This window comes from Pseudonocardia sp. ICBG1142, from assembly GCF_020496255.1.
Taxonomy (GTDB): domain Bacteria; phylum Actinomycetota; class Actinomycetes; order Mycobacteriales; family Pseudonocardiaceae; genus Pseudonocardia.
Window position 1 is genome coordinate 1,052,635 of sequence record NZ_JAHLJC010000030.1, and the last position, 20,830, is coordinate 1,073,464.

The 20,830-nt window shown below is 74.0% G+C and carries 27 protein-coding genes and 2 pseudogenes; 12 read left to right on the top strand and 17 right to left on the bottom strand.

The window, feature by feature from the left end; translation table 11 throughout:
• Positions 1-36 precede the first annotated feature (36 nt).
• Positions 37-642, bottom strand: a complete 606-nt coding sequence (locus KPL59_RS19200; protein WP_226361589.1) for a TetR/AcrR family transcriptional regulator — start codon at positions 640-642, stop codon at positions 37-39.
• A gap of 103 nt (positions 643-745) precedes the next feature.
• On the opposite strand from KPL59_RS19200, the gene KPL59_RS19205 reads away from it, so the two are divergent.
• From KPL59_RS19205 to KPL59_RS19215, 3 genes are all read left to right on the top strand, one after another.
• The gene (locus KPL59_RS19205; protein WP_226361590.1) at positions 746-1,330 is read left to right on the top strand and encodes a hypothetical protein; all 585 of its coding nucleotides are present in this window, start codon (positions 746-748) and stop codon (positions 1,328-1,330) included.
• A 330-nt stretch (positions 1,331-1,660) separates the two neighbouring features.
• Positions 1,661-2,008 (top strand): hypothetical protein, encoded by a 348-nt coding sequence (locus KPL59_RS19210; RefSeq protein ID WP_226361591.1) that lies wholly within the window; start codon positions 1,661-1,663, stop codon positions 2,006-2,008.
• 328 nt (positions 2,009-2,336) lie between these two features.
• Positions 2,337-2,723, top strand: a complete 387-nt coding sequence (locus KPL59_RS19215; protein ID WP_226361592.1) for a hypothetical protein — start codon at positions 2,337-2,339, stop codon at positions 2,721-2,723.
• 61 nt (positions 2,724-2,784) lie between these two features.
• Here the strand turns inward: KPL59_RS19215 and KPL59_RS19220 are convergent, their stop codons facing one another.
• From KPL59_RS19220 to KPL59_RS19235, 5 genes and pseudogenes are all read right to left on the bottom strand, one after another.
• Complete coding sequence (locus KPL59_RS19220; RefSeq protein ID WP_043282665.1) at positions 2,785-3,210, bottom strand: acyl-CoA thioesterase; 426 nt, start codon at positions 3,208-3,210, stop codon at positions 2,785-2,787.
• A gap of 35 nt (positions 3,211-3,245) precedes the next feature.
• Positions 3,246-3,959, bottom strand: a complete 714-nt coding sequence (locus KPL59_RS19225) for a S9 family peptidase (RefSeq protein ID WP_226361593.1) — start codon at positions 3,957-3,959, stop codon at positions 3,246-3,248.
• A gap of 20 nt (positions 3,960-3,979) precedes the next feature.
• Complete coding sequence (locus KPL59_RS35840) at positions 3,980-4,864, bottom strand: HAD-IC family P-type ATPase (RefSeq protein WP_255677197.1); 885 nt, start codon at positions 4,862-4,864, stop codon at positions 3,980-3,982.
• A 109-nt stretch (positions 4,865-4,973) separates the two neighbouring features.
• Positions 4,974-6,590 (bottom strand): annotated as a pseudogene (locus tag KPL59_RS37750) (HAD-IC family P-type ATPase); the annotation flags it as partial.
• On the bottom strand, positions 6,523-7,089 hold the full coding sequence (locus KPL59_RS19235) for a Chromate resistance protein ChrB (RefSeq protein WP_020623834.1): 567 nt from the start codon (positions 7,087-7,089) through the stop codon (positions 6,523-6,525). The gene KPL59_RS19235 and the pseudogene KPL59_RS37750, both read right to left, overlap by 68 nt.
• 86 nt (positions 7,090-7,175) lie before the next feature.
• Between KPL59_RS19235 and KPL59_RS19240 the strand changes: the two genes are divergently transcribed.
• Both KPL59_RS19240 and KPL59_RS19245 read left to right on the top strand, forming a co-directional pair.
• Entirely contained in the window at positions 7,176-8,150 is a 975-nt protein-coding gene (locus KPL59_RS19240) for an aldo/keto reductase (protein WP_226361594.1), read from the top strand.
• 107 nt (positions 8,151-8,257) lie between these two features.
• The gene (locus KPL59_RS19245) at positions 8,258-9,148 is read left to right on the top strand and encodes a hypothetical protein (RefSeq protein ID WP_226352265.1); all 891 of its coding nucleotides are present in this window, start codon (positions 8,258-8,260) and stop codon (positions 9,146-9,148) included.
• Between the two features lie 65 nt (positions 9,149-9,213).
• Here KPL59_RS19245 and KPL59_RS19250 read toward each other — a convergent pair whose 3' ends face one another.
• From KPL59_RS19250 to KPL59_RS19300, 11 genes and pseudogenes are all read right to left on the bottom strand, one after another.
• Positions 9,214-9,813 (bottom strand): alkaline shock response membrane anchor protein AmaP, encoded by a 600-nt coding sequence (locus KPL59_RS19250; RefSeq protein WP_226352264.1) that lies wholly within the window; start codon positions 9,811-9,813, stop codon positions 9,214-9,216.
• Complete coding sequence (locus KPL59_RS19255; protein ID WP_020627434.1) at positions 9,813-10,358, bottom strand: DUF6286 domain-containing protein; 546 nt, start codon at positions 10,356-10,358, stop codon at positions 9,813-9,815. The genes KPL59_RS19250 and KPL59_RS19255 overlap by 1 nt, the downstream gene beginning before the upstream one ends.
• Positions 10,355-10,864: an Asp23/Gls24 family envelope stress response protein gene (locus KPL59_RS19260; RefSeq protein WP_226352263.1), complete on the bottom strand. Its 510-nt coding sequence runs from the start codon at positions 10,862-10,864 to the stop codon at positions 10,355-10,357. The genes KPL59_RS19255 and KPL59_RS19260 overlap by 4 nt, the downstream gene beginning before the upstream one ends.
• Positions 10,865-10,869: 5 nt before the next feature.
• Positions 10,870-11,082 carry a hypothetical protein gene (locus KPL59_RS19265; RefSeq protein WP_020627432.1) on the bottom strand — a complete coding sequence of 71 codons (213 nt, stop codon included), beginning with the start codon at positions 11,080-11,082 and terminating at the stop codon, positions 10,870-10,872.
• Between the two features lie 67 nt (positions 11,083-11,149).
• Positions 11,150-11,551: a hypothetical protein gene (locus tag KPL59_RS19270; RefSeq protein ID WP_226352262.1), complete on the bottom strand. Its 402-nt coding sequence runs from the start codon at positions 11,549-11,551 to the stop codon at positions 11,150-11,152.
• The gene (locus KPL59_RS19275; protein WP_020627430.1) at positions 11,548-12,021 is read right to left on the bottom strand and encodes an Asp23/Gls24 family envelope stress response protein; all 474 of its coding nucleotides are present in this window, start codon (positions 12,019-12,021) and stop codon (positions 11,548-11,550) included. The genes KPL59_RS19270 and KPL59_RS19275 overlap by 4 nt, the downstream gene beginning before the upstream one ends.
• A 278-nt stretch (positions 12,022-12,299) precedes the next feature.
• A complete protein-coding gene (locus KPL59_RS19280; RefSeq protein WP_075309545.1) occupies positions 12,300-12,773 on the bottom strand; it encodes a hypothetical protein in 474 nt (157 codons plus the stop codon).
• A 109-nt stretch (positions 12,774-12,882) separates the two neighbouring features.
• Positions 12,883-13,698 carry a trans-aconitate 2-methyltransferase gene (locus tag KPL59_RS19285; protein ID WP_226361595.1) on the bottom strand — a complete coding sequence of 272 codons (816 nt, stop codon included), beginning with the start codon at positions 13,696-13,698 and terminating at the stop codon, positions 12,883-12,885.
• 109 nt (positions 13,699-13,807) lie between these two features.
• Positions 13,808-14,350, bottom strand: coding sequence for a L,D-transpeptidase (locus tag KPL59_RS19290; protein WP_020627427.1), 543 nt, complete (start codon positions 14,348-14,350; stop codon positions 13,808-13,810).
• 313 nt (positions 14,351-14,663) lie between these two features.
• The gene (locus KPL59_RS19295) at positions 14,664-14,990 is read right to left on the bottom strand and encodes a putative quinol monooxygenase (protein ID WP_020627426.1); all 327 of its coding nucleotides are present in this window, start codon (positions 14,988-14,990) and stop codon (positions 14,664-14,666) included.
• Positions 14,991-15,092: 102 nt separating this feature from the next.
• Positions 15,093-16,117: pseudogene (locus tag KPL59_RS19300) on the bottom strand (NAD(P)-dependent alcohol dehydrogenase).
• A gap of 260 nt (positions 16,118-16,377) precedes the next feature.
• Between KPL59_RS19300 and KPL59_RS19305 the strand changes: the two are divergent.
• The 7 genes from KPL59_RS19305 (at position 16,378) to KPL59_RS19335 (ending at position 20,777) form a co-directional block, all read left to right on the top strand.
• Entirely contained in the window at positions 16,378-17,490 is a 1,113-nt protein-coding gene (locus KPL59_RS19305; RefSeq protein ID WP_226361596.1) for a hypothetical protein, read from the top strand.
• 17 nt (positions 17,491-17,507) lie between these two features.
• Positions 17,508-18,035, top strand: a complete 528-nt coding sequence (locus KPL59_RS19310) for a PadR family transcriptional regulator (protein ID WP_075309553.1) — start codon at positions 17,508-17,510, stop codon at positions 18,033-18,035.
• A gap of 56 nt (positions 18,036-18,091) precedes the next feature.
• On the top strand, positions 18,092-18,541 hold the full coding sequence (locus KPL59_RS19315) for a DUF1707 domain-containing protein (protein ID WP_226361597.1): 450 nt from the start codon (positions 18,092-18,094) through the stop codon (positions 18,539-18,541).
• Positions 18,528-18,935, top strand: a complete 408-nt coding sequence (locus tag KPL59_RS19320; RefSeq protein ID WP_226352747.1) for a hypothetical protein — start codon at positions 18,528-18,530, stop codon at positions 18,933-18,935. The genes KPL59_RS19315 and KPL59_RS19320 overlap by 14 nt, the downstream gene beginning before the upstream one ends.
• A 31-nt stretch (positions 18,936-18,966) precedes the next feature.
• Entirely contained in the window at positions 18,967-19,599 is a 633-nt protein-coding gene (locus KPL59_RS19325; RefSeq protein ID WP_226361598.1) for a class I SAM-dependent methyltransferase, read from the top strand.
• A gap of 14 nt (positions 19,600-19,613) precedes the next feature.
• Positions 19,614-19,997 carry a hypothetical protein gene (locus KPL59_RS19330; RefSeq protein WP_226361599.1) on the top strand — a complete coding sequence of 128 codons (384 nt, stop codon included), beginning with the start codon at positions 19,614-19,616 and terminating at the stop codon, positions 19,995-19,997.
• A 375-nt stretch (positions 19,998-20,372) separates the two neighbouring features.
• Positions 20,373-20,777 carry a transglycosylase family protein gene (locus tag KPL59_RS19335; protein WP_308187918.1) on the top strand — a complete coding sequence of 135 codons (405 nt, stop codon included), beginning with the start codon at positions 20,373-20,375 and terminating at the stop codon, positions 20,775-20,777.
• Positions 20,778-20,830 lie beyond the last annotated feature (53 nt).

Sequence of the window (20,830 nt, forward strand, 5' to 3'; positions counted from 1 at the left end):
CGACTGCGGGGTGCAGCAGGCCCGCGATCGCCGACCTCAGTGGGTCAGCGTGAGCAACCCCTCCAGTCCGCGCCGGAACGCCGCGCCGACGTGGCCCGCCCCGTCGATGTCGGCACCGGCCATGGCCCCGTCGCGCATCATCAGGAAGTGCTGGGCCGCGTGCTCGGGCCGCCCGCGTCCCGGTGCGGCCCCGAAGACCCGGGCGAACAGTTCGGTGAGGCTGGCGACGTACCAGCTGCGGTGCTCGGCGACGACCCGGCGCACGGGGTCCTCCGGGTCGGGGAACTCGGCCGCGGCCTTGAGGAACGCGCACCCCCGGAAGTCCGCACCGGTCAGGTCGTCCACCAGCGCGGTGCCGACGGCGCGGACGGCGTCGTCGGGGGTGGCGGCCGAGGCGACGGCGTCCTGGAGGGTGGCACGGGTGTGGGCGTCGACGCCGCGCAGGTAGGCGACGACCAGCGCCTCCTTCGAGGGGAAGTGCCGGTAGAACGTGGCGCGCGTGGTCGGGGTCTCGGCGAGGATCCGCTCGACCCCGACCGCCCGGATGCCCTCGCGGTAGAACAGCCCGCTCGCCGTAGCGAGCAGCCGCTCGCGGGCCTCCGAGTGCCCGGCCCCGGACGTCGTGCGTGTCGGTGCAGCCACGGCCCCACGTTAGCAGAAAGAACGATCGGTCTTGCTTACGACGAGTCGGGCGTGCATGCTCGGGTGCATAGGAAGAACGGTCTTTCTCTCTCCAGGAGGCATCATGCCGAGCTCGCCCACCACCGGTCGGCGCACCGTGCGGACCCCCCGCCCGGGACCGGTCGACGGCACCGTCGCCCTCCGGCGCCTGTACCTCGCGCGGTTCGCGTTCGCGCTGCTCTGGGCGGCGCTGCTGCTGCCGAACGCAGCGGAGGTCGGCCCGCTGACCGCGGCGCTGCTGGTGCTCTACCCGCTGGTGGACGTGGCCGCGGCCGTGATCGACGCCCGCTCCTCGCGTGCGACCGGGGTGACCCCGGGCCTGTACGCCACGATCGTCCTGGGTGGGTTCGCGGCCGTCGGGCTCGTCGTCGTCCTCGGCTCGGGCGTGCCGGCGGTGCTGCGGGTCTGGGGTGCCTGGGCCGTCGTCGCCGGGGTCGCCCAGCTCGTCGTCGCCCTGCGGCGCCGTGCGGCGGGCGGCCAGGGGGCCATGATCGCGAGCGGGTCCCTCTCGGTCGTCGCGGGCGCTTCGTTCGTGCTGATGGCCTCGGGCGGCGAGGCGTCCCTGACCGGGGTCGCCGGCTACGCCCTGCTCGGTGGTGTCTTCTTCCTGGTGTCGGCGCTGAGGCTCGGCCGGGTCGCGTCCGCGTGACGATGACACGGTGACACGGTCGACGGGCCGGCCGTCCGTGTCAGGGTCCAGGACGTGTTGTCGGTTCCCGACCCGCCGGTCGGCGTCGGCCGGGAGGCCGGGGCGCCGGTTTCCGCCCCGTCGTCGTGCAGAACGGCCGACTCGGCGACGAAACCGTATCGTGTGAATAACCGACCCTCGGTGATTGTTCCCCACGATGGTGTTTCCCGGGTTGATCCGTGCGCTTTCCGCCCCCTATCGTTCTCCTCAGCCGGTTCGGGCTCCCCCCTTTGTCGTCGGACCGGCACGTGCCCGGATCCGCATGGATCCGTGACTCACCAGGAGAAGACTGTGCAGAAGAAGAAGGCCGGTTTCGTCGCCGCCGTGTCCGCCGTCGCCCTGATCGGCCTGTCGCCGCTGGCGTTCGCCGGCTCGGACAGCGTCATCGACAAGGACGCGAAGGGCCTCGTTGCCGGCCTGAACGGCAACAACGCCCAGGTTCCGGTCCAGGCGTGCAACAACAACATCCCGGTCAACGTCCTGGGTGTCCAGGTTCCGGTCGAGGACGCGGCTGCGGCCAACGGCCTCACCGGTGGCGCCGGCATCCTGGGCGAGGGCAAGGCCAAGTCGGGCGACTCCGCCCCCGACCAGTCGGACAACTGCGGCCAGGAGGCCGGCGCGGGCGACTCGGTCAACTGACCGGATCCTCTCGCTGACGTGCCCCGGGGCCTCCGTGGCTCCGGGACACGTCCGTGTCCGGGGTGGGGACCTGTGGGTACCCGCCGTGGTCGTCGTCGCCGGTTCGGGTGGCGTTCCGGGCGTTTCGCACCGATCACATCCGACCCCATCGTGGGAGTATCCGAACGGAAAGTAATTCGGCCACCCGATGGTGGTAGAAGAATTGTTCGGGCACTCCCGCCTTGCTAGATTCGCAGCCAGTCGGCACGGGCTCCCCCCTTTTCTGTCAGCGTGCCGACATGGAACGGGGCCTTCACCACGGCCCTGACACCTCATCAGGAGAAGAACTGTGCTGAAGAAGGCCGGAATCATCGTCGCGGCGTCCGGCGCGTCCCTGCTCGCCGTCTCCCCGCTGGCCTTCGCCGGCGACTACGCGGGCGACTCCGCCAAGCACCACGGCAAGCACGAGTCGGGCCACATCGACAAGGACGCCAAGGGCCTGCTCGCGGGTGGTCTGAGCGGCAACAACATCAACGTGCCGATCCAGCTCTGCAACAACAACATCCCGGTCAACGTCCTGGGCGTGCAGGTCCCGGTCGAGGACGCGAACCTGCTGAGCGGCATCACCGGGGCCCTCGGCCTGGGTGGCAAGGCCAAGGCCGTCTCCGGCGACTCGGCCACCGACCAGTCCGACAGCTGCGGCCAGACCTCCGGCGCGGGCGACTCGATCAACTGATCTCTCCGCGCCTCGACATGCCCCGGGACGACGTGGTCCCGGGGCACTGTCGTGTCCGGGGTCAGCCCCCGGCCCGGCGCACCTCGCGACGCCGGCGCGCGTCGTCCCGGCGACGGCGCTCGGTGTCGTTCGACGGGACCAGCTCCGGGACCGGGACCGGACGCCGGTGCTCGTCCATCGCGACCATCGTGAAGTAGCAGCTGTTGGCGTGCCGTTGGGTCCGCTCGGTGATGTTCTCCGTGGTGACCCGGATGCCGACCTCCATCGAGCTGCGCCCGGTGTGGTTCACCGACGCCTGGAACGTCACGAGCTCGCCGATGTAGATGGGCTCGCGGAAGCGGACCCGGTCCACCGAGAGCGTCACGACGTAGGTCTCGGCCCAGCGGCTCGCACACGAGAACGCCACCTGGTCGAGCAGCTTCAGGATCGCGCCACCGTGGACGTTGCCGGAGAAGTTCGCCATGTCCGGCGTCATCAGCACGGTCATCGTCAGCTGGTGACGGGGCAGGCCGCCGGGCGCGCTCACGTCGCCGCCGCCAGGATCTCCCGGGTCACCGTCCGCCAGGCCGCCGACAGCGGGTCGACCACCGCGAAGTGGTCGCAGCCGGGCAGCTCGACCAGCCGTACCGACGGGTGCCGGCCGGCGTAGGAGCGGGAGACGGCCGGCGGGACGCGCTCGTCGGCGTCGCCGTGCACGATCGTCACCGGTCCGGGCGGGGTCGGGCCCGCCGCCGGGTCCAGGTCGGTGCGCCCGGCCGCGGGACCGCCGAGATAGGCGCGGACCGCGCCGTCGCCGAGGTTCTCCGCGTCGGCCAGCGCCAGGTCCGCGACCGGGGCGAGCGACACCGTCGCCCTGATCAGCGACGGCTCGACGGCCGCGGCGTGCAGCACGAGGTGCCCGCCCGCCGAGTGCCCCACCGCGACGACCGGTCCGGCGATCGCGTGGGCGGCCCGCAGTCCGGCGAGCACGTCGGCGACGGTCGCGTCCGGGTCGCCGGGCACCCGGCGGTACTCCAGGGACGCGACGGGCAGCCCCAGCGCGTTCACCGCACCCGCCGTCGACCGCAGGTGTACCCGGTCGAACCGAGGCCGCCAGAACCCGCCGTGCACCAGCACGACCAGCGGGCGGCCTGGCCCGCCGTCCGGCCACAGGTCCATGACCTGGTCGGGGTCGTCGCCGACGGCGACGACACGGGGCGGCTCGGGGGCCGGGCGGGAGAGGACCGATCCGTTCACGACCGGTGGTCTAGCACGGATCACCCCGCCGGGCGTGCCGTGGCGGCCCGCCGCCGGCGGGCCGTGCGCAGCTCCAGCACCGCGACCGCGGCCACCGGCACGAGCACCGCCGCGATCCACTGCGGACCGGTCAGCGGGGTCAGCCGCAGCGTCTCCCGCAGCGCCGGCACCGTCGTGGCCACCCACACGGCCGCGGCGGTCACCGCCGTCCACCAGGGCAGGAACCGGTTCGCGAACAGACCCGACCGCAGCACCGGTGTCCGCTCGGTCCGCATCACCCAGGCCAGCGCCAGGTGCCCGGACAGCCACGCCACGAACGCCACCGTCTGCGAGGCGGTCACCAGGTACAGACCGCCGACGGCGACGAACAGCGCCACGGCCCCCGCGGCGAGGTCGCCGAGCAGGGCCCGGTCCAGGAAGCGTGCGCCCGGGTCGCGTGGCGGGCGGGTCATGGCGTCGCGCTCGGCGGGTTCCGCGGCGAAGGTCGCGCTGCCCGCGATGTCCATGAACATCTCCAGCACCACGATCTGGATCGGGGTGAACGGCACGGCCATCCCGGTGAGCACCCCGGCGGCGACGGTCGCGACCAGCCCGGCCTTGCAGGCCAGGTAGTAGGCGACGCCCTTGCGCAGGTTCCCGTGCAGCGTGCGGCCCTCGTGCAGGGCACGGGTGAGGGTGGAGACGTCGTCGGCCAGCACGAGCCCGGCCGCCTCGCGGGCCACGTCGGTGCCCGACGAGCCCATGGCCACCCCGACGTCGGCCCGGGCCAGCGCGGGGGCGTCGTTCACGCCGTCCCCGGTCACCGCCACCACCTCCCCGCCGGCCTGCAGCGCCGTGACCAGGCGCAGCTTGTGCGCGGGCGTGACCCGGGCGAACACCGGCGTCGACGCGACGGCGGCGGCCAAGCGTCGCGTCGTCGAGACCGTCGAGGTCGCGGCCGGTCAGCACCGGGTCGGGGTCGATGCCGACCTCGGCGGCGACGGCCCGGGCACAGGCGGGGTGGTCCCCGGTCAGCATCACCACTCGCACCCCGGCCCGTCGTGCGGCGGCGACGGCCTCGGCGGCACCCGGGCGCGGCGGGTCGGACAGCGCCACGAGCCCGGCGAGGACGAGGTCGCGCTCGGCGTCGCCGACCGTCGCCGGGACCTGCGGCGCGGGCCTGCTCGCCACCGCGATCACGCGCAGGCCGCGGGCGGCGAGCACCGCGACCCGGCCCGCGGTCTCCGGCGACGGCGCCGCGCACCGGGCCAGCACCGACTCCGGCGAGCCGGTGGTCACCACGGTGGCGGTGCCGGAGGGGCCGGCGGGCAGGACGACGGTCATCGTCTCCCGGCCGGGGTCGAACGGGAACCGGGCGACCGGCTCGGCGGGCGTGGGCAGGCCACGGTCGCGGGCGGCGACCAGGAACGCGACGTCGGTCGGGTCGCCGGACCAGCCGCCGTCGGGCTCGGGGGCGGTCTCGGTGCAGGCCGCGCCGAGGGCGACCACGGTGTCGCCGTCCGTGCCCGGAGCCGGTTCGACCCGCGCGACGGCCATCCGGTTGCGGGTGAGTGTGCCGGTCTTGTCGGTGGCCAGCACCGTCACCAGTCCGAGCGCCTCCGCCGCGCGCAGCCGCCGGACCAGCCCGCGTCGCCGGGACAGCCGGTGCGCGCCGAGCCCGAGCACCAGACTGACGATGATCGGCAGCTCCTCCGGGACCGTCGCGAAGGCCAGGGTGAGCCCGGTCAGTACCATCTCCCGCCACGGCCGACCGGTCAGCACCCCGATCAGTGGGACGAGCACGCTGAACGCGATCGCCAGCGTCGCGAGGCTGCCCGCGAGTTCGCGCATGGCCTGCTGCAGCGCGGTCCGGGGCGGTCGCCCGGCGACGACGAGCCCGGTCAGCGTGCCGAGCTCGGTGGCCGTCCCCGTCGCGACGACGACACCGCGGGCCCGCCCCGCGACGACCGTCGTCCCCGCGAACACCAGGTTCGTCCGCTCGGCCAGCGCGGCGTCGCCGGGCAGCACCCTGGCGGCGTCCTTGGGGGCGGCGACGGGCTCCCCGGTGAGGGTCGACTCGTCGACGCGCAGCCCCCAGGACTCGACCAGGCGCAGGTCGGCGGGCACCCGCGAGCCCGCGGCCAGCGGCACGAGGTCGCCGGGCACGACATCGGTGACATCGACAGAGACGGTGCTCCCGTCGCGCACCACCGGCGTCGTCGGGGCGGTGAGCTCGCCCAGCGAGGCGATGACCGACTTCGCCCGGAACTCGGCGAACACCTCGACCCCGACGACCGCCGCGATGATCACGACGACGGCGACGGTGTCGTCGAACCTGCCCCAGACGCCGTAGAGCACCGCGATCGCCGCGAGGAGCAGCATCATCGGCTCGGTGACCTCGTCGGCCAGTACCCGCAGGAAGGTGACCCGGCGCGGGACCACCCACCGGTTGGGGCCGTGCCGCCGGTGACGGGCCGCGGCCTCGGCGTCGGTCAGACCCCGCACGGCGTCCGTGCCGAGGTCGTCCACCACCGCCGCGCCGGTCGCGGCGTGCGCCCCGGTGCTCACCGGCTGCCCACGGCCCTCAGTCCGTACGCGGTGGCAGGTCGGGGGCCACGCCCTCGGCGCGGTACACGGCGGCGGTGAACGCATCGAGTGCGTGCCGGCAGCGGTCGAGCAGGGCCTCGGCGTCCTTGCCACGCTCGTCGGGGAAGAAGTCCCGCGACGAGATCGTCGCCAGCCAGCGGGTGAGCCGCTCCAGGTCCTGCTCGTTCTCCTCCAGCTCGGCGAAGGAGTAGTTGTCCCGGGAGGACTCCTTCGCCAGCTCCGCCAGCAGCGCCTCGCCGCGCTCGGTGAACTCGGCGAACTCCTTGCCGCGCTCGGCGCGGATCCGGGCGACGATGCCCTCGTCGCTGCTCCCGGCGGCGACGTCGAGGGCGAACGCGGTGCCGCCGGCCTCGCGGACGTAGGTCGCGAGCCCCTCCAGGAACGTGCGGTGCTCGTCGGTCGCGGGCAGCACCCACGCGCCGTTCTGGAGGCCGACCGCGCCCGCGGCGCGGGCCCGGCGCCACAGCGTGACCCGTGGGCTCGAGGGCGCGGCGGGCAGCTGCGCGAGCAGCAGGACCCAGCCGGCGGACGGCGCGTCGGTCATGCCGGGTGACGGTACCGGCCGCCAGCGGCGTGCAACAGGTGTTTCGTCGGGTGGGGCGCCGGCGTCGGGTGGGGCAGGCTGGGGGCATGCCCGCCCCCGCCCACCGTCTCGGTCTCGGCCTGGCCGCGATCGCCCGCCCCGCCTACATCACCTCCGGCCGCGCCGCCGAGCTCGGCGACGCCCGCGACGTCGCCGACCTGCGCGACCGTTCCCGTGCCCTGCTCGACGCCGCGTACGCTGCGGGCGTCCGCTACGTCGACGTCGCCCGCTCCTACGGCCGCGCCGAGGAGTTCCTCGCCGGCTGGCTCGCCGACCGGCCCGGGGTGACCGGCGGCGAGGACCCCGTCGAGATCGGCTCGAAGTGGGGCTACCGCTACGTGGGCGGGTGGCGGACCGACGCCGACACCCACGAGATCAAGGACCACTCGCTCGACGCCTTCACCGAGCAGTACGCGATGAGCCACCAGCTGCTCGGCGACCACCTCGGGATCTACCACGTGCACTCCGCGACGCTCGACACCGGCGTCCTCGACGACGAGCGCGTCCACCGCGCGATGGCCCACCTGCGCGACCGGGGGATCCGGGTCGGGATCTCCACCTCCGGCCCCGCCCAGGCCGACGCGGTGCGCCGGGCGCTGGAGGTCCGGGTGGACGGCGAGCCGCTGTTCACCTCGTTCCAGAGCACCTGGAACCCGCTCGAACCCTCGGTGGGTCCGGCGCTGGCCGAGGCCGCCGACACCGGAGCCCGGGTGATCCTGAAGGAGGTCTTCGCCAACGGCAGGCTCGCCCCGGGCGGTGAGGACGGCACCGAGGGGGCCCGTGCGGCCGCGGCGCTGGCCGCGCGGACCGGGATCGGGCTGGACCGGATCGCCGTCGCCGCGGCGCTGGCGAACCCGTGGGCGTGGCGGGTGCTGCTCGGCCCGGTCGGGACCGACCAGCTCGCGTCGAACCTCGCGGGCGCGGAGCTCACGCTGCCAGCGGACGTGGCCGAGGAGCTCGCCGCGCTGGCCGAACCGGCCGAGAGCTACTGGCGCACCCGCTCCGCGCGCCCCTGGAGCTGACCCGGCGTTTCCCGGCGGTCATACGCTCGTTTACCTTCCAGCCACCTTGCGGTCGGAGTCGACGTCGCCTGCTGATGCCGCCCGGCCGCCGGTGAGGAGGAGGGGACATGACCGCCCAGGACCATCTCGCCCGGGGCCGCAGCGCCCAGGGCGGCGGCGCGCACAGCGCCGACGACGACCCGGCCACGGTCGTCATCCCGCGCGTCACCGAGGACGCCGGGGCCGGTCCGCGGCCCGCGGGGGCCTCCGGGGCCGCGAGCCCGGCCCCCGCGGAGCCGTCACCGCAGGCGCAGGCCGCCGCGCCCGGCGCACCGCACCTGGCGCTGGTGCGTCGCGGACCGGTCGTCGGCACCGCCGCCGCGATCGTCGCCGTGCTGGCGCTGGCCCACTACGGCGCCGCCGTCTACGGCATCGGGCGGCCCGGCTTCGAGATCCCGGCCCCGATCCGGCTGGGCACCGAGCTGAACATCTCGACCTGGTTCAGCTCGGCGCTGCACCTGACCAACGCGGCGCTGCTCGCGCTGATCGCGGCGAACTCGGTGCGCCGCGAGCGGTGGCGCTGGATCCTGCTCAGCCTGTCCTGCGCGGTCGTCGCGATGGACGAGACCGCGGCGAACCACGAGCAGGTCGGCTGGATCATCCACACCACGTTCGGCACGAGCGGCTTCCTGACCTACGCCTGGATCATCCCGGCCGTGGCGCTCGTCGCGGTGGTCGCGGTGCTGTGCCTGCCGATGGTGCTGCGCCGGCCGGGGGCCTGGCTCGTCGTCGCCGGGGCGGCGGTGTTCCTGCTCGGCGCGGTCGGGCTGGAGTCGGCCGGTGGGGCGCTGTTCGAGCAGACCGGCGACGTGCAGTCCTTCACCTACAACGTCCTGGCCGGCACCGAGGAGACCCTCGAGATGGTCGGTCTGGTCATCGCCATGGCCGGGCTGCTCCGCATGGCGGGCGGCAGCGGCCTGCGGATCGCCGGCGCCGGGTTCGTCGACCGGTCCCGCTGACCCACCCGCACACGACGACGGGGCCCCGGTGATCCGGGGCCCCGTCGTCGTCGGTGTGCGGTCGCTCAGCCCACCCGCGAGTGCGCCTTCTCCTCGGCCAGGCGCAACACCAGGTCGGCGCGACCGGACTCGATGTCCAGTGCAGACCGCAGCCGCGGCAGCGCGTGGTCGGTGATCCGGGTGCGCAGCGCGGCGAGGTCGGCACCGTCGTCCGCCGTCACGTCCAGGTGGATCTCCGGACGACGGCGGTCGCCCACGAGTGCGGCGGCGGCGCGCTGGACGCCCTCGTAGCTCTCGATGTCGGCGGCCAGGGCGTCCGCTGCGTGGTCGGAGTGGATCCGGGTCGTCCCGGCGTCCCGGCCCGCGACCTGCGCCGACGGCAGCGTCCATGCCGAGGTGCGGGGCGTGCGACGAGCCTGGGCGAGCAGCCAGCGCAGGGCCAGCAGCCCGACCACGACGGCGACGGCGAGGGTCACCCACGGCGCCCACCCGGGCAGCGTGAGACCGGCGGGCAGCAGCGGGACCGACGGGTCGATCCCGGGGAGCACCTGGCGCAGGACGCCGGTGCCGAACAGCAGCCCGAACACCCCCGCGGCGAGCAGGACGAGCCCGATCAGGAACAGCAGGGTCCGGTTGAGCCGGGACGGTGGGGTCGCGCTGGCCATCACGCCTCCTGCTGCTTCGTGCCGGTCACGGACACCGTGACCTTCGGGCTGCGGGCCGGTCCGACGGCGTCGAGCCGCTGCGCGACCGCGCTGCGGACCCGGTCGCGCAGGTCCCTGGGGTCGCCGAACGCGGCGTGCGCGGTGACGGCGGCGCGGCGGCCGGTGTTCTTCACCGACGCCTTGGTGATGCCGTCGACGTCGGTGGCGGCGTCGGCCAGCGCCCGGTTCAGGCTGCGCCGGGTGATGCCGGAGTCGAGCTTCTCGGCCCCGTCCGCCGAGGCCAGCGGGAACACGGTCGGCGTGCCCGGCCGCAGCGCGACCACGACGAGCACCAACCCGACCAGCGCGACGACGCCGGAGGCGACGAGCACGGGCACGTCGGCGCCGGTGTACCCGGCGACGGTGGAGCCCAGCAGGCCGAAGTCGACGATCGGCTGCTGCCCGAGGAGCAGCTGCACGACCGCGACGGCGACGACGACGCAGAGGGCGAGCAGGACCAGCGCCACGATGCCCGCGGCGAGGGACTTGCGGGGGCGGCGGATCATTCGAGCTCCCTCCCGGCCGGGCGGGCGGCGCCCGGGACGGTGAGCGCGGTGACGACGACGTCGACCCGCGCGACGGACAGCCCGGTCAGCGCCTCGACCTGCCGCACGACGTGCGCGCGGGCGCGGTCGCAGACCGCGGCGACCGGGGACGGGTAGGCGACGGAGATCCGCGCGTCGATCCGAGCCCACTGCCCGGAGACGGTGGCCTCGACGCGCGGGTGGCCGTCGGCGTCGTCGCGGCCAAGCATCCGCCCGACCGTGCCGGTGCTCCCGCCGACGCCCTCGGTCTCCTCCAGGGCGCCGAGCGCGATCTTCTGCACGACCTGGTCGGCGACATCAACCCGGCCCCGGTCCTCCGGGGCCGTCCCGGCGGAGGCGTCCGCGGAGCCCGTGCCGGTGTCGATCGAGCGGGTCGGGGTGTCGTCCGGCGGGGGCGGGGGGAGACGGGTGGCCCGGATCGTGTCCGGGTCCCCGGTCGCCGTCCCCGTCGGCTCGACGGTGCTCACCGGGTTCACCGGACCTTGTCGCGGCCGCGTCCGGACAGCCCCGACCGCTCGGAGAGCTCGGACAGGTCGAGGTCGCCGTCGAGCCAGCGGCCGACGCCGAGCCCGATCGCGCCGAGGATCAGGGCGAGGACGAACCCGCCGAAGCCGCCGACGATGCCGGCGATGGCCAGGAGGAGACCGGCGATCAGGCCGATCTGGGTGTTGGTGGACAGGGACATCACAGTCACGTCCTTCGAGACGAGGAGGTACCGGACGTCCGGGGATGTGGACGGGCGTCCGGGCGGGTCAGGGGGTGGCCGCGGGAGGGACCGGGAACTCGCCGGTGGCGGGTGCCGAGTCCGACTGCCGGACGGGCGTCGGCTCGGTGGGACCGGCGTAGTCGCCGACCACCACGTCCACCCGCGCGCCCCCGACGACCGGGAGCAGCGCGGTGCGGACCTGGTGGTCGATCTCGGCCACGGAGGCCGGGTAGCGACCGACCACGTGCACCTCGACGGCCGGGGCCGTGGGGTCCACGCGGATGCCGCTCACCCGGCGTCCGGGCAGGTAGGTGGCGACCTCACCGAACCGGCCGCCGTGCAGCTGCGCGACGCCGGGGCAGCCCAGCACCGCGTCGGCGATCCGGTCGGTGTCGATCGCACCCGTGGCGACGATCCCGTCGCCGCCCGCGGCGGTACGGGCGCTCACGCCACCCGCGAGGTGGACTCGATCTTCTTCGGCTCCTCGTCCTTGCCGTCGTCCTCGGACGGCAGGTGGACGTCGTCGACCGAGATGTTGACCTCGACGACCTCGAGCCCGGTCATCCGCTCCAGGGCGGAGATGACGTTGCGGCGCACGGCCTTCGCCAGGTCGGCGATGGAGACGCCGTACTCGACGACGACGTTGATGTCGACGGCGGCCTGCTTCTCGCCGACCTCGACCGACACGCCCTGCGAGGCGTTGGTGGTGCCGCCCGGGATGCGCTCGCGCAGCGCGCCGAACGCGCGGGCCGCGCCGCCGCCGAGGGCGTAGATGCCACTGACCTCGCGGGCGGCCAGCCCGGCGATCTTCGAGACGACGGTCTCGGCGATGCGGGTGCTGCCGTGCTCGGACTGCAGGGCCGACGGGGTGCCGGTGACAGCCGGGGCCTTGGTCGCCTTGGTCTCGGTGGTGCTCATGTGTGCCTCCAGGTCATGGCCCGGTATCGGGCCTCACAGTGGCCGGATCGGGGGCCGGTTCGCACCGGTGGTGCCCTGTCGATCCGCTCGACACACATGGGAGTCCCGGGGGTGGCGCATCCTCACGGACGAATTCGGGTGGTCGTCGTCACACCTGCGCTCCGCCGATGGGCCGCTGACCTGGGTAGAGAGCGTCTGACCTGCGAAGGGAGGCTGTGGCGGGGTCCGGATCCTGCGAGTTTGCGATCACGTGTTCGGGTGTTCATCGGACGTGGTGGTCAGGCGGGCGGCAGGCCGATCGTCCAGCCGGTGACGTCGCGCAGTGCCACCTGCCAGCAGGCGGGTTCGCCGTAGTTCGGCCCGCCCGCCGCGGTCGGGACCACGAGTGCGTCGGTGAAGTAGATCCAGTGGATGTCCTTCGTCGGGACGTCCGGGCCGGGGCGCTCGTCGCCGCGACCGCCGGCCATCTCGTCGAACATGTCGGCCATCGACGCCGCGGACTCGTTGCCCGGATCGTCGGCGGTGAGCCGGCGCAGCTGGTCCCCCAGGCCGCGCAGCCAGGCCGAGGGGTGCACGGCGTTGCCGAACACCAGCCCGGCCGGGGTGGCGACGGTGAGCGGGACGCTGTTGCGCTCGTCGCGGTAGGCGATCGACAGCACCGCCTGCAGGTAGCTCGGTGCGCTCAGCTCGGGGATGGTGACCACACGCTGTGCGTCGGCCATCCCGGCGGGTCCGTCGGCGTCGACCGTCATGGCTCCGGACGGTAACCAGGAACCGCCCGGTCACGACAGGTCCACGTCGACCTGACGAGAACGCCCGGACGGTCCAGCGACCGCACCGCCACCCGGCCCAGCCGACCCCTCAGGAACGACGTGCGCGGACTGCGACGCCCGGCTCCGGGCGGCGCGGGGACGGCACCGCGACCTCGGGGTGGACGACGACGGCGAAGCGGGCCCCGGCGCCGTCGGGACCGACACCGTCGACGGTCTCGTGCGCCCGGACCGTCAGTCCGCGGGCGGTCGCGGCGGCGACGAGCGCCTCGTGCACCCGGTCGGCCGTCCCGGCCTGACCGAACGCCCCGCGGTAGTGGTAGGCCAGCAGCATCCCGCCCGGCCGCAGGCGGTCCAGCAGGGCGGTCAGACCGACCCGCAGCGTGACCGTCTCCCAGTAGTAGAGGACGTCGGAGCAGACGATCAGGTCGAAGTCGCCCTCGGGCATCTCGTGCGGGAGCGTGCGACGGACGAAGGTCCCCGACGGCACCCGGGCGGCGGCCCGCTCGACCGCGGCCGAGCAGATGTCCACCCCGAGCAGGGCCGCGGTGTGCCCGGCGAGGCGGACCGAGAGGTCTCCCTCGCCGCAGCCGACCTCCAGCACCCGGTCGAAACGGCGGCCGGCGAGCGCGTCCATGACGGTGCCGTACTTCTGCTGCTCGTAGGCCGACAGCCCGATCGAGTACGGGTCAGGGCTGCGGTAGAGCCGGTCGTGCGTGCGGCGCCCCCAGCCCGGCTGCCAGAGCCAGGTCTGGCCGGTCCAGCGGGGGTCGTGGGCGTCGCGGCCGAGCCGGGCCAGGCCGCGCACCGGGACCGCGGCGGCCCGTGCGCCGCCGCTGAGGGAGAGCCGGGCGACCCGCCGGGCGTGGTCGATCGGCGTGCGACGGACGGGTCGGCTCTCGGCCATCGGGCGCTCCGGGGGACGTGCGGGTGATACGTCCGGTGTGTCGCCGCACGACCGTCTCCGCGTTACGCCGGACGTCCCAGCAGCCCCCGATGCGGTGACTCCCCGCGAGCTAGCCCTTACGGGCCGCTGTCTCCTCGGAGGCCTTCACGACCTGCACCTGGTCGCCGATCTGCAGGTAGTCGAAGTACGCCTTGGCGTCGGCCGGCGGGACGTGGATGCAGCCCGCGGAGGAGCGGTTCGGGTCGCCGCTGTGGAAGGCGATGCCGCCGTCGTTGAAGAAGACCGACCACGGCATCGGAGCGGGGTCGCCGTTGGGCAGGCGCGACTCCTCGCTCTTGTGCTCGGCGTCCTTGCGGTAGACGCGCAGCGAGTGGCCGACCGGGGTCTCCTGGCCGTTGCCGCCGGAAGAGATGCCGATCGGGCCGCGGATGACCTTGCCGTCCTGGATGAGCCAGGACCGCTGCGAGTCCAGGTCGACGCACGCCTTGGCGGTGATCGAGCAGGGGGTGCCGGGGACGAGCGGCTGCGCGCGGGCCTGCTCGGCCGCGGGGGAGGCGGCCAGGGCGGTCCCGGCGACGGCGACACCCGCGATGGTGGCCAGTCCGAGGCCCAGTGCGACGAGGCGGCGGGGCCGCTGCCGGACGGTGTCCATGGGGTGCTCCTGTTCGTCCGCGTCGCCCGGGGCGGCGACGCCACGTGATCGTTCCGTCACCGTGGGAGACGCGTGGGGAGCGCTCAGGTTGCGTGACGAAAGGTTCGGCCGTGCCGGGTCAGTCTGCACCCCGTTCCCGACCGGCCCGGACGCGGTGCGCTCCCGTCCCGATCACCCGGAAGGACCGTCTCGGTTCCGATGTCCGGTCCGCCCGGGTTCCGCCGTCCGGTGCAGGCGGACCACCTGCTCGCTGCGCCCGGACACGACGATGCCGGCGACCCGTGGGGCCGCCGGCATCGTCGGGAGGGTCGGGTCAGTGCGGGGTGACCTCGCCCATCTCGACCCAGACGTCCTTGCCGTCCTCGCTCTGGAAGTTGATGAGCGGCTTCTCCGGCACGACCGAGCCCATGAAGTCGAAGAACTTCTGCGCGTGGTCGGTCTTCACGTGGGCGTCGCCGGCCGCGCTGTCCTTGAAGACCTCCACGATCACGAACTCGTTCGGCTTCTCGAAGTTCTCGTAGTAGTCGAAGGAGATGTTGCCCGGCTCGGAGTTCACGTCCTTCGTGTACTGCGCGATGCCGGTCAGCCACTCCTCGCGCTTGTCCGGGCGGATCTGTGCCTTGAGCACGATGAGGATCATGTGAGCCTCCGGTCACGGTCGTCGGGAACGTCGCGGGGATCGTTCCACGGATCGGTGGCGTGCGGGCGTCTCAATCAGGGACGCCCACCGGGTTGACAGCGCTCAGGAGAACGTCGCGGTGTCGATCACGAAGCGGTAGCGCACGTCGCCCCGCACGACCCGCTCCCAGGCCTCGTCGACCTGGTCGCAGGAGATCGTCTCGATGTCGGCGCCCAGGCCGTGCTCGGCACAGAAGTCGAGCATCTCCTGGGTCTCGCGGATGCCACCGATCTTCGAACCGGCCAGGCTCCTGCGGCTCGCGACGAGGGAGAAGCCGTGGTACGAGAGCGGGCCCTCCGGCACGCCGACGTTGACCATCGTCCCGTCGAGCTTGAGCAGCCCGAGGTAGGCGTCGACCGGGATCTGCGCGGCGACGGTGTTGACGATCAGGTCGAAACGGCCCGCCAGCTCGCTGAACGTGCTCTCGTCCTCGGTGGCGAAGTAGTGGTCCGCGCCGAGCCGCTTCCCGTCCTCCTGCTTGGACAGCGTGCGGGACAGGACGGTCACCTCGGCACCCATCGCGGCGGCGATCTTGACGCCCATGTGGCCGAGGCCGCCCATGCCGACGATCGCGACCTGCTTGCCGGGGCCGGCGTTCCAGTGGCGCAGCGGCGAGTACAGGGTGATGCCGGCGCACAGGAGCGGAGCGGCGACGTCGAGCTCCACGCCGTCCGGGATGCGCAGCACGTAGTTCTCGTCGACCACGATCCGCGTCGAGTAGCCGCCGTAGGTCGGCTCGCCGTCGTACTGCCGGCCGTTGTAGGTCTGCACCTCGCCCTTGAGGCAGTACTGCTCCTCACCGGCGAGGCAGTCTCGCACTCGCGACAGGAGTCCACGAAGCAGCCGACGCCGACGCGGTCGCCCACCGCGTAGCGCGAGACCTGGTCGCCGACGGCGGAGACGACTCCGGCGATCTCGTGGCCGGGGACCATCGGGTAGATGCCCTCGCCCCACTCGTCGCGGGCCTGGTGGATGTCGGAGTGGCAGATCCCGGCGTAGGCGATGTCGATGACGACGTCGTGCGGCCGCGGGTCGCGGCGCTCGACGGTGCCGCGCTCGAACGGCTTGTTCGGGCCGGCGGTCTTCATGGCGGACACGGTCGTGGGCACGGTTCCTCCTCGTGGCGTCGCTGCCGACGCCGTGGTTCGGGTGTGGCCGGGCGCCGGTGCCGCGGCGGGATGCGCGGCCGGTCGTACGGCCGCATCGCCATGTGTCTACCCATTGATCGTTGTGTGCGATGCATCGACGGGCTGTGCGACACGTCTCCCACTCGCGGAGGAGCGCCGGGCGCCGAGGATCGGTCGGACGAGGGATCCGTGACCGTGCCGTGGCGCCCTACCGTCGGCCCATGACCGGGACGAGGGGGGACGCCGCGGTGCGGCGGGAGGACGTTGTGGACGGCGCCGCGGTGGCCGGGGCGGCGGAGGCGGCGGCGCCGCGGCCGTGGTGGAACCGGGTGGCGTGGGCGCTGCACGCGCTGCTGCGGTTCGTCCTGATCCTGCTCATGCAGCCCTACGTCTGGTCCAAGCTGAACCTGACCCAGATGGGTCGGGCCGACTACTCCGAGGCGCTCGTCATGACCGGCGAGAAGAGCCCGATGGGGCTGCTGTGGGGGTTCATGGCCTACTCCCCGGTGATCCAGTTCCTGGCCGGGTTCGCCGAGCTCGTCGTCGTGCTGCTGCTGGTGTTCCGGCGCACGGCGTGGATCGGCGGCCTGCTCGGGACCGTCGCCCTCGGCACGGTCTTCCTGCTGAACATGACCTACGACGTGCCGGTCAAGCAGCTCGCACTCGCCCTGACGGTCGGGTTCGCGCTCGTCGCGGCCCCCGAGCTGCCACGGGTGGTCCGGTTCCTGGCCGGGCGTCCGACGGCGGCGACCGAGGGGTCCCCGCGGCTGCTGCCGTGGCCGCGGGTCCGCCGGGTGACCCGATGGCTGGTCCCGGTGCTCGGACTGGTGCTGATCGCCGCGCAGGGCGCGCTGTTCCAGCAGTTCCAGCCCCCGTTCCAGCGCTCCGACATCGCGCTCGCCGGGGTCTACCGGGTCGTGGAGGACCCGACGGCCCCCGCCGGGCGGCTCGCCGACGACCGCCGCTGGCAGCACGTGGCCGTGGGGCAGTGGACCTACGTCGGCCCGTCGCTCCCGGTACCCGGCTACCCGCAGACCGGCTCCGCCGGGATCTCGGGGCGGCTCGCCGACAGCACCGTCGTCCGCGGGACCTGGCGGCCCGTCGGGGACCGGACGATCCGGGTCGAGTGGAACGCGCCGCAGTCCGGCGCGACCTCACTGGTCGAGCCCGCCGTCCGGACCGCCGAGCTGACCTGGACGCCCCGGCCCGACGGCCGGGTCGAGCTGACCGGGGACGGCCAGCGGCTCGTGCTGGAGAGCGACCCCGAGCTGCGCTTCCTCTACGACCGCGGCTTCTCCTGGGATGCGGGGAACGAGGCGGCCGTCCACCGCTGAGGCCCTACGCTGGCCCGATGCTTCCACGGCTCGGGCTCGCCGAGTGGGTCGTGCTGGCCGTGGCCGGCGAGCGCCCGGTGCACGGTTTCGCCGTCGCCGCGCTCACCGCCGCCGACGGCGAGCTGGGCCGGGTCTGGCAGATCCCGCGCCCGGTCGTCTACCGGGCGATCGGCAGGCTGGTCGACGCCGGCCTGATCACCGCCGAGGCCGTCGAGACCAAGGGCGGCCCGCCCCGCACCCTCTACGCCGCCACCCCCGCCGGCCGCGGCCACGTCGACGCGTGGCTGGGCATCCCGGTGCCGCACGTGCGGGACCTGCGCTCGGAGTTCCTGCTCAAGCTGGCGGTGCTGCACCGGCACGGCCGGGACGCGACCGCGCTGGTCGAGGCCCAGCGCCGCGAGCTGGCCCCGATCGTCGCGGCGCTGCGGGCGGAACAGGACCGCGCCGCAGCGGCGGGGGACGGCGGCGACGAGTTCGACCGGATGCTGGCCGCCTGGCGGCGCACCTCGGCGGAGGCGGCGCTGGCCTTCCTCGACGAACTCTGACTTGTGCTCCCGAAACGGATAGTGGATAGTTCTGGTATCCGAGTGGGAGGGTGGTCGTGGTGGACGTACGCATCGGTGACGCCGAGCGGGAGCGCGCACTGGAACGGCTCGGCAGGCACGTGGGGGACGGGCGGCTCGACCTCGCCGAGTTCTCCACCCGCAGCGAGCAGGTGGCCGCGGCGCGCACGGCGTCCGAGCTGGCCGCCGTCGAGGCGGACCTGCCCCGGCTGCCGCGTCCCGTCGACCCGGAGCGCGAGCGCCGGGCCCGCCGGGTCGTCCTGGCCGCGACCTGGGGGCCGTGGGCGCTGACCGCGGTGATCGTCCTGACGATCTGGGCCGCCGTCGCACTGGGCGGGGGCGGGGGGTACTTCTGGCCGATCTGGGTGATCGGGCCGTGGGGGGCCCTGCTCGCACTCGGCACGCTCACCGGCCGCTCGGTCGCCGGTCCGTGCGGGCGGGCGAGAACCGCCGCGGAACGGGTACACCGGGTGCATGCCCCGTCGTGACCTGACCTGGATCCCCCGCCTGCTGGGCGCCGCCACCGCCGCCTACGGTGCGGCCGTCGCCGCGGAGCCGGAGGTGCTGCTGTCGCCGACGAAGCTGTCCGGCGGCGGGCGGACCCCGTCCGCGGGCACCACGCTGCTCGCGCGGGCGGTCGGCGGGCGCGACCTCGCGTCCGGCCTGGCCATGGCGCTGGCCCCGGCCGGCACCCCGCTCAAGGCCGCGATCGCGGTGCGGGTCGGCGCTGACGTCGTCGACCTCGTGGTGCTGGGCTCGCAGCTCCCCGACCGCGACGCCAGGGAGAAGGCGACCATGGTCGCCGCCGGCTGGGGCGCGCTGTGCGCGCTCTCCCTGCTCGCCGCCGACCCGCCGCGCCGGGGGTTGCTCGGGCGCGCATGACAGCCCACGGGCCGTCCACCATGATCGGGCGATGGCCACGAGCACCGGGGGCGACCCCCATCTGGAACGCGCCTACTCGCTGAGCGGCCCGGCCGACGCCCGGGCGCTCTACGACGAGTGGGCCCCCACCTACGACGCCGACCTCTCCGGTGAGGCCCAGGGCTACGTCGCGCCCGCGGTCACCGCGGACGCCGTCGTCGCGGCCGCGGGCCCCGGCGGCGAGATCCTCGACGCCGGCTGCGGCACCGGGCTCGTCGGCGTCGCCCTGCGCGAGCGCGGTGCGACCACCGTCGACGGGATCGACCTGTCGCCCGGGATGCTGGAGCGGGCCCGCGCCACCGGGGCGTACCGGGACTTGCGCGAGGCCGACCTGACCGCCGCGCTGGCACTGCCCGACGACTCCTACGACGTCGTCGTCTGCGTCGGGACGCTCACCCACGCCCACGTCGGACCCTCGGCGCTCGCCGAGTTCACCCGGGTCGTGCGGCCGGGCGGGTACCTGGTCGCGACCGTCCTCGACGACGTCTGGGAGTCCGGTGGCTACCGTGCCGAGGTCGACCGGCTCGCCGCCGCCGACGTCTTCGAGGCCGTCTCGATCGAGGTCGCGCCCTACCGGTCCGGGCAGCAGGTCGACTGCCGCCTCCTGGTGCTGCGGGTGCGGTAGGCGAGGATGGCCCCATGAGCGACGACCGCGGCCTGGTGACCGGACGCCGGATCCTGACCGTGCTGCTGGTGCTCTCGGCGGCCGTGCACGTCCGGCTCGCGTTCGGCGCCACCGGGCCGGTCCTGGCCGGGCTCGACGGGCTCGTCGCCGCGGCCGCCGTCGTGTCGCTGCTCCTGCTGCTGCGCCGGACCGACGGTCCGGCGCTGCTCGCCTGCGCCGTCGCCGGCGGGCTCGGTGTCGCGCTGTTCCTCGTGCCCGGGCTCCTCGCCGTCGCGCAGGGGACGAACTGGACCGCCTGGCTCGACGCGTGGTCGTTCGGCGGTCTGCTGCTCGACGCGATGGTCGTGCGGATCGCGGTGTTCACCCTGCGCCGGGCCGAGGGCGTACAGCGCCGTTGAGACCGGTGGAACATCTCCGGATCGAAAGTATCGCTGCCTTTTCGGTCGGTTCCGTGATCGGCAGAAGATGCCTCTGAGCTGCGATGATTTGCTGTGCCGTTATTGTCGTGTGATACGTCACTGGTCATCCGCTTGACCTGATCTCGGCCGGTCGGCGACCTTCGTGGTCGCTCCGGTCCACTGGACCGGGCTGCACCGAAGCGCCGGAACCGCCCACGCCACCACGGCCCCGTCCCGCGGTCCCCGGCCAGTCGATCTGCACGGACCGGGACGGGGCCGCGGGCCGCGAGTCCTCTCGCGTCGACACCGGCACTGCGCTCCCCGCGCGACCGGCCCGCCCGGAAAGCCGTGGGTCCGGACCTCAGGTGATCAACAATGAGCAGCACTCGCATGTCCATCCGTGGGCGTTTCGTCGGAACTCTCGTCGCCGGTGTCCTGGCGTTCGGCGCTCCGCTCGCCCTGGCCGGGCCCGCGTCGGCCGCCCCCGAGACCTCGGCCCAGGTCGCTCCCGCGGCGGTCGTGGCGCCGACGCAGTCCGTCTCCACCTCGACGTGGGACAAGCTCGCCGAGTGCGAGTCCAGCGGGAACTGGAACACCAACACCGGCAACGGCTTCTCCGGCGGCCTGCAGTTCACGCAGTCCACCTGGAAGGCCTTCGGTGGGTCGGGCAAGGCGCACAACGCCAGCAAGTCCGAGCAGATCCGCGTCGCCGAGAACGTCCTGGAGGCCCAGGGCTGGAAGGCGTGGCCGGCCTGCTCCAAGAAGCTGGGCCTGCGGTAGTACGCAGCACGACCGGCGGCCGGTGACCCGAGTGGGTCACCGGCCGCCGTCGT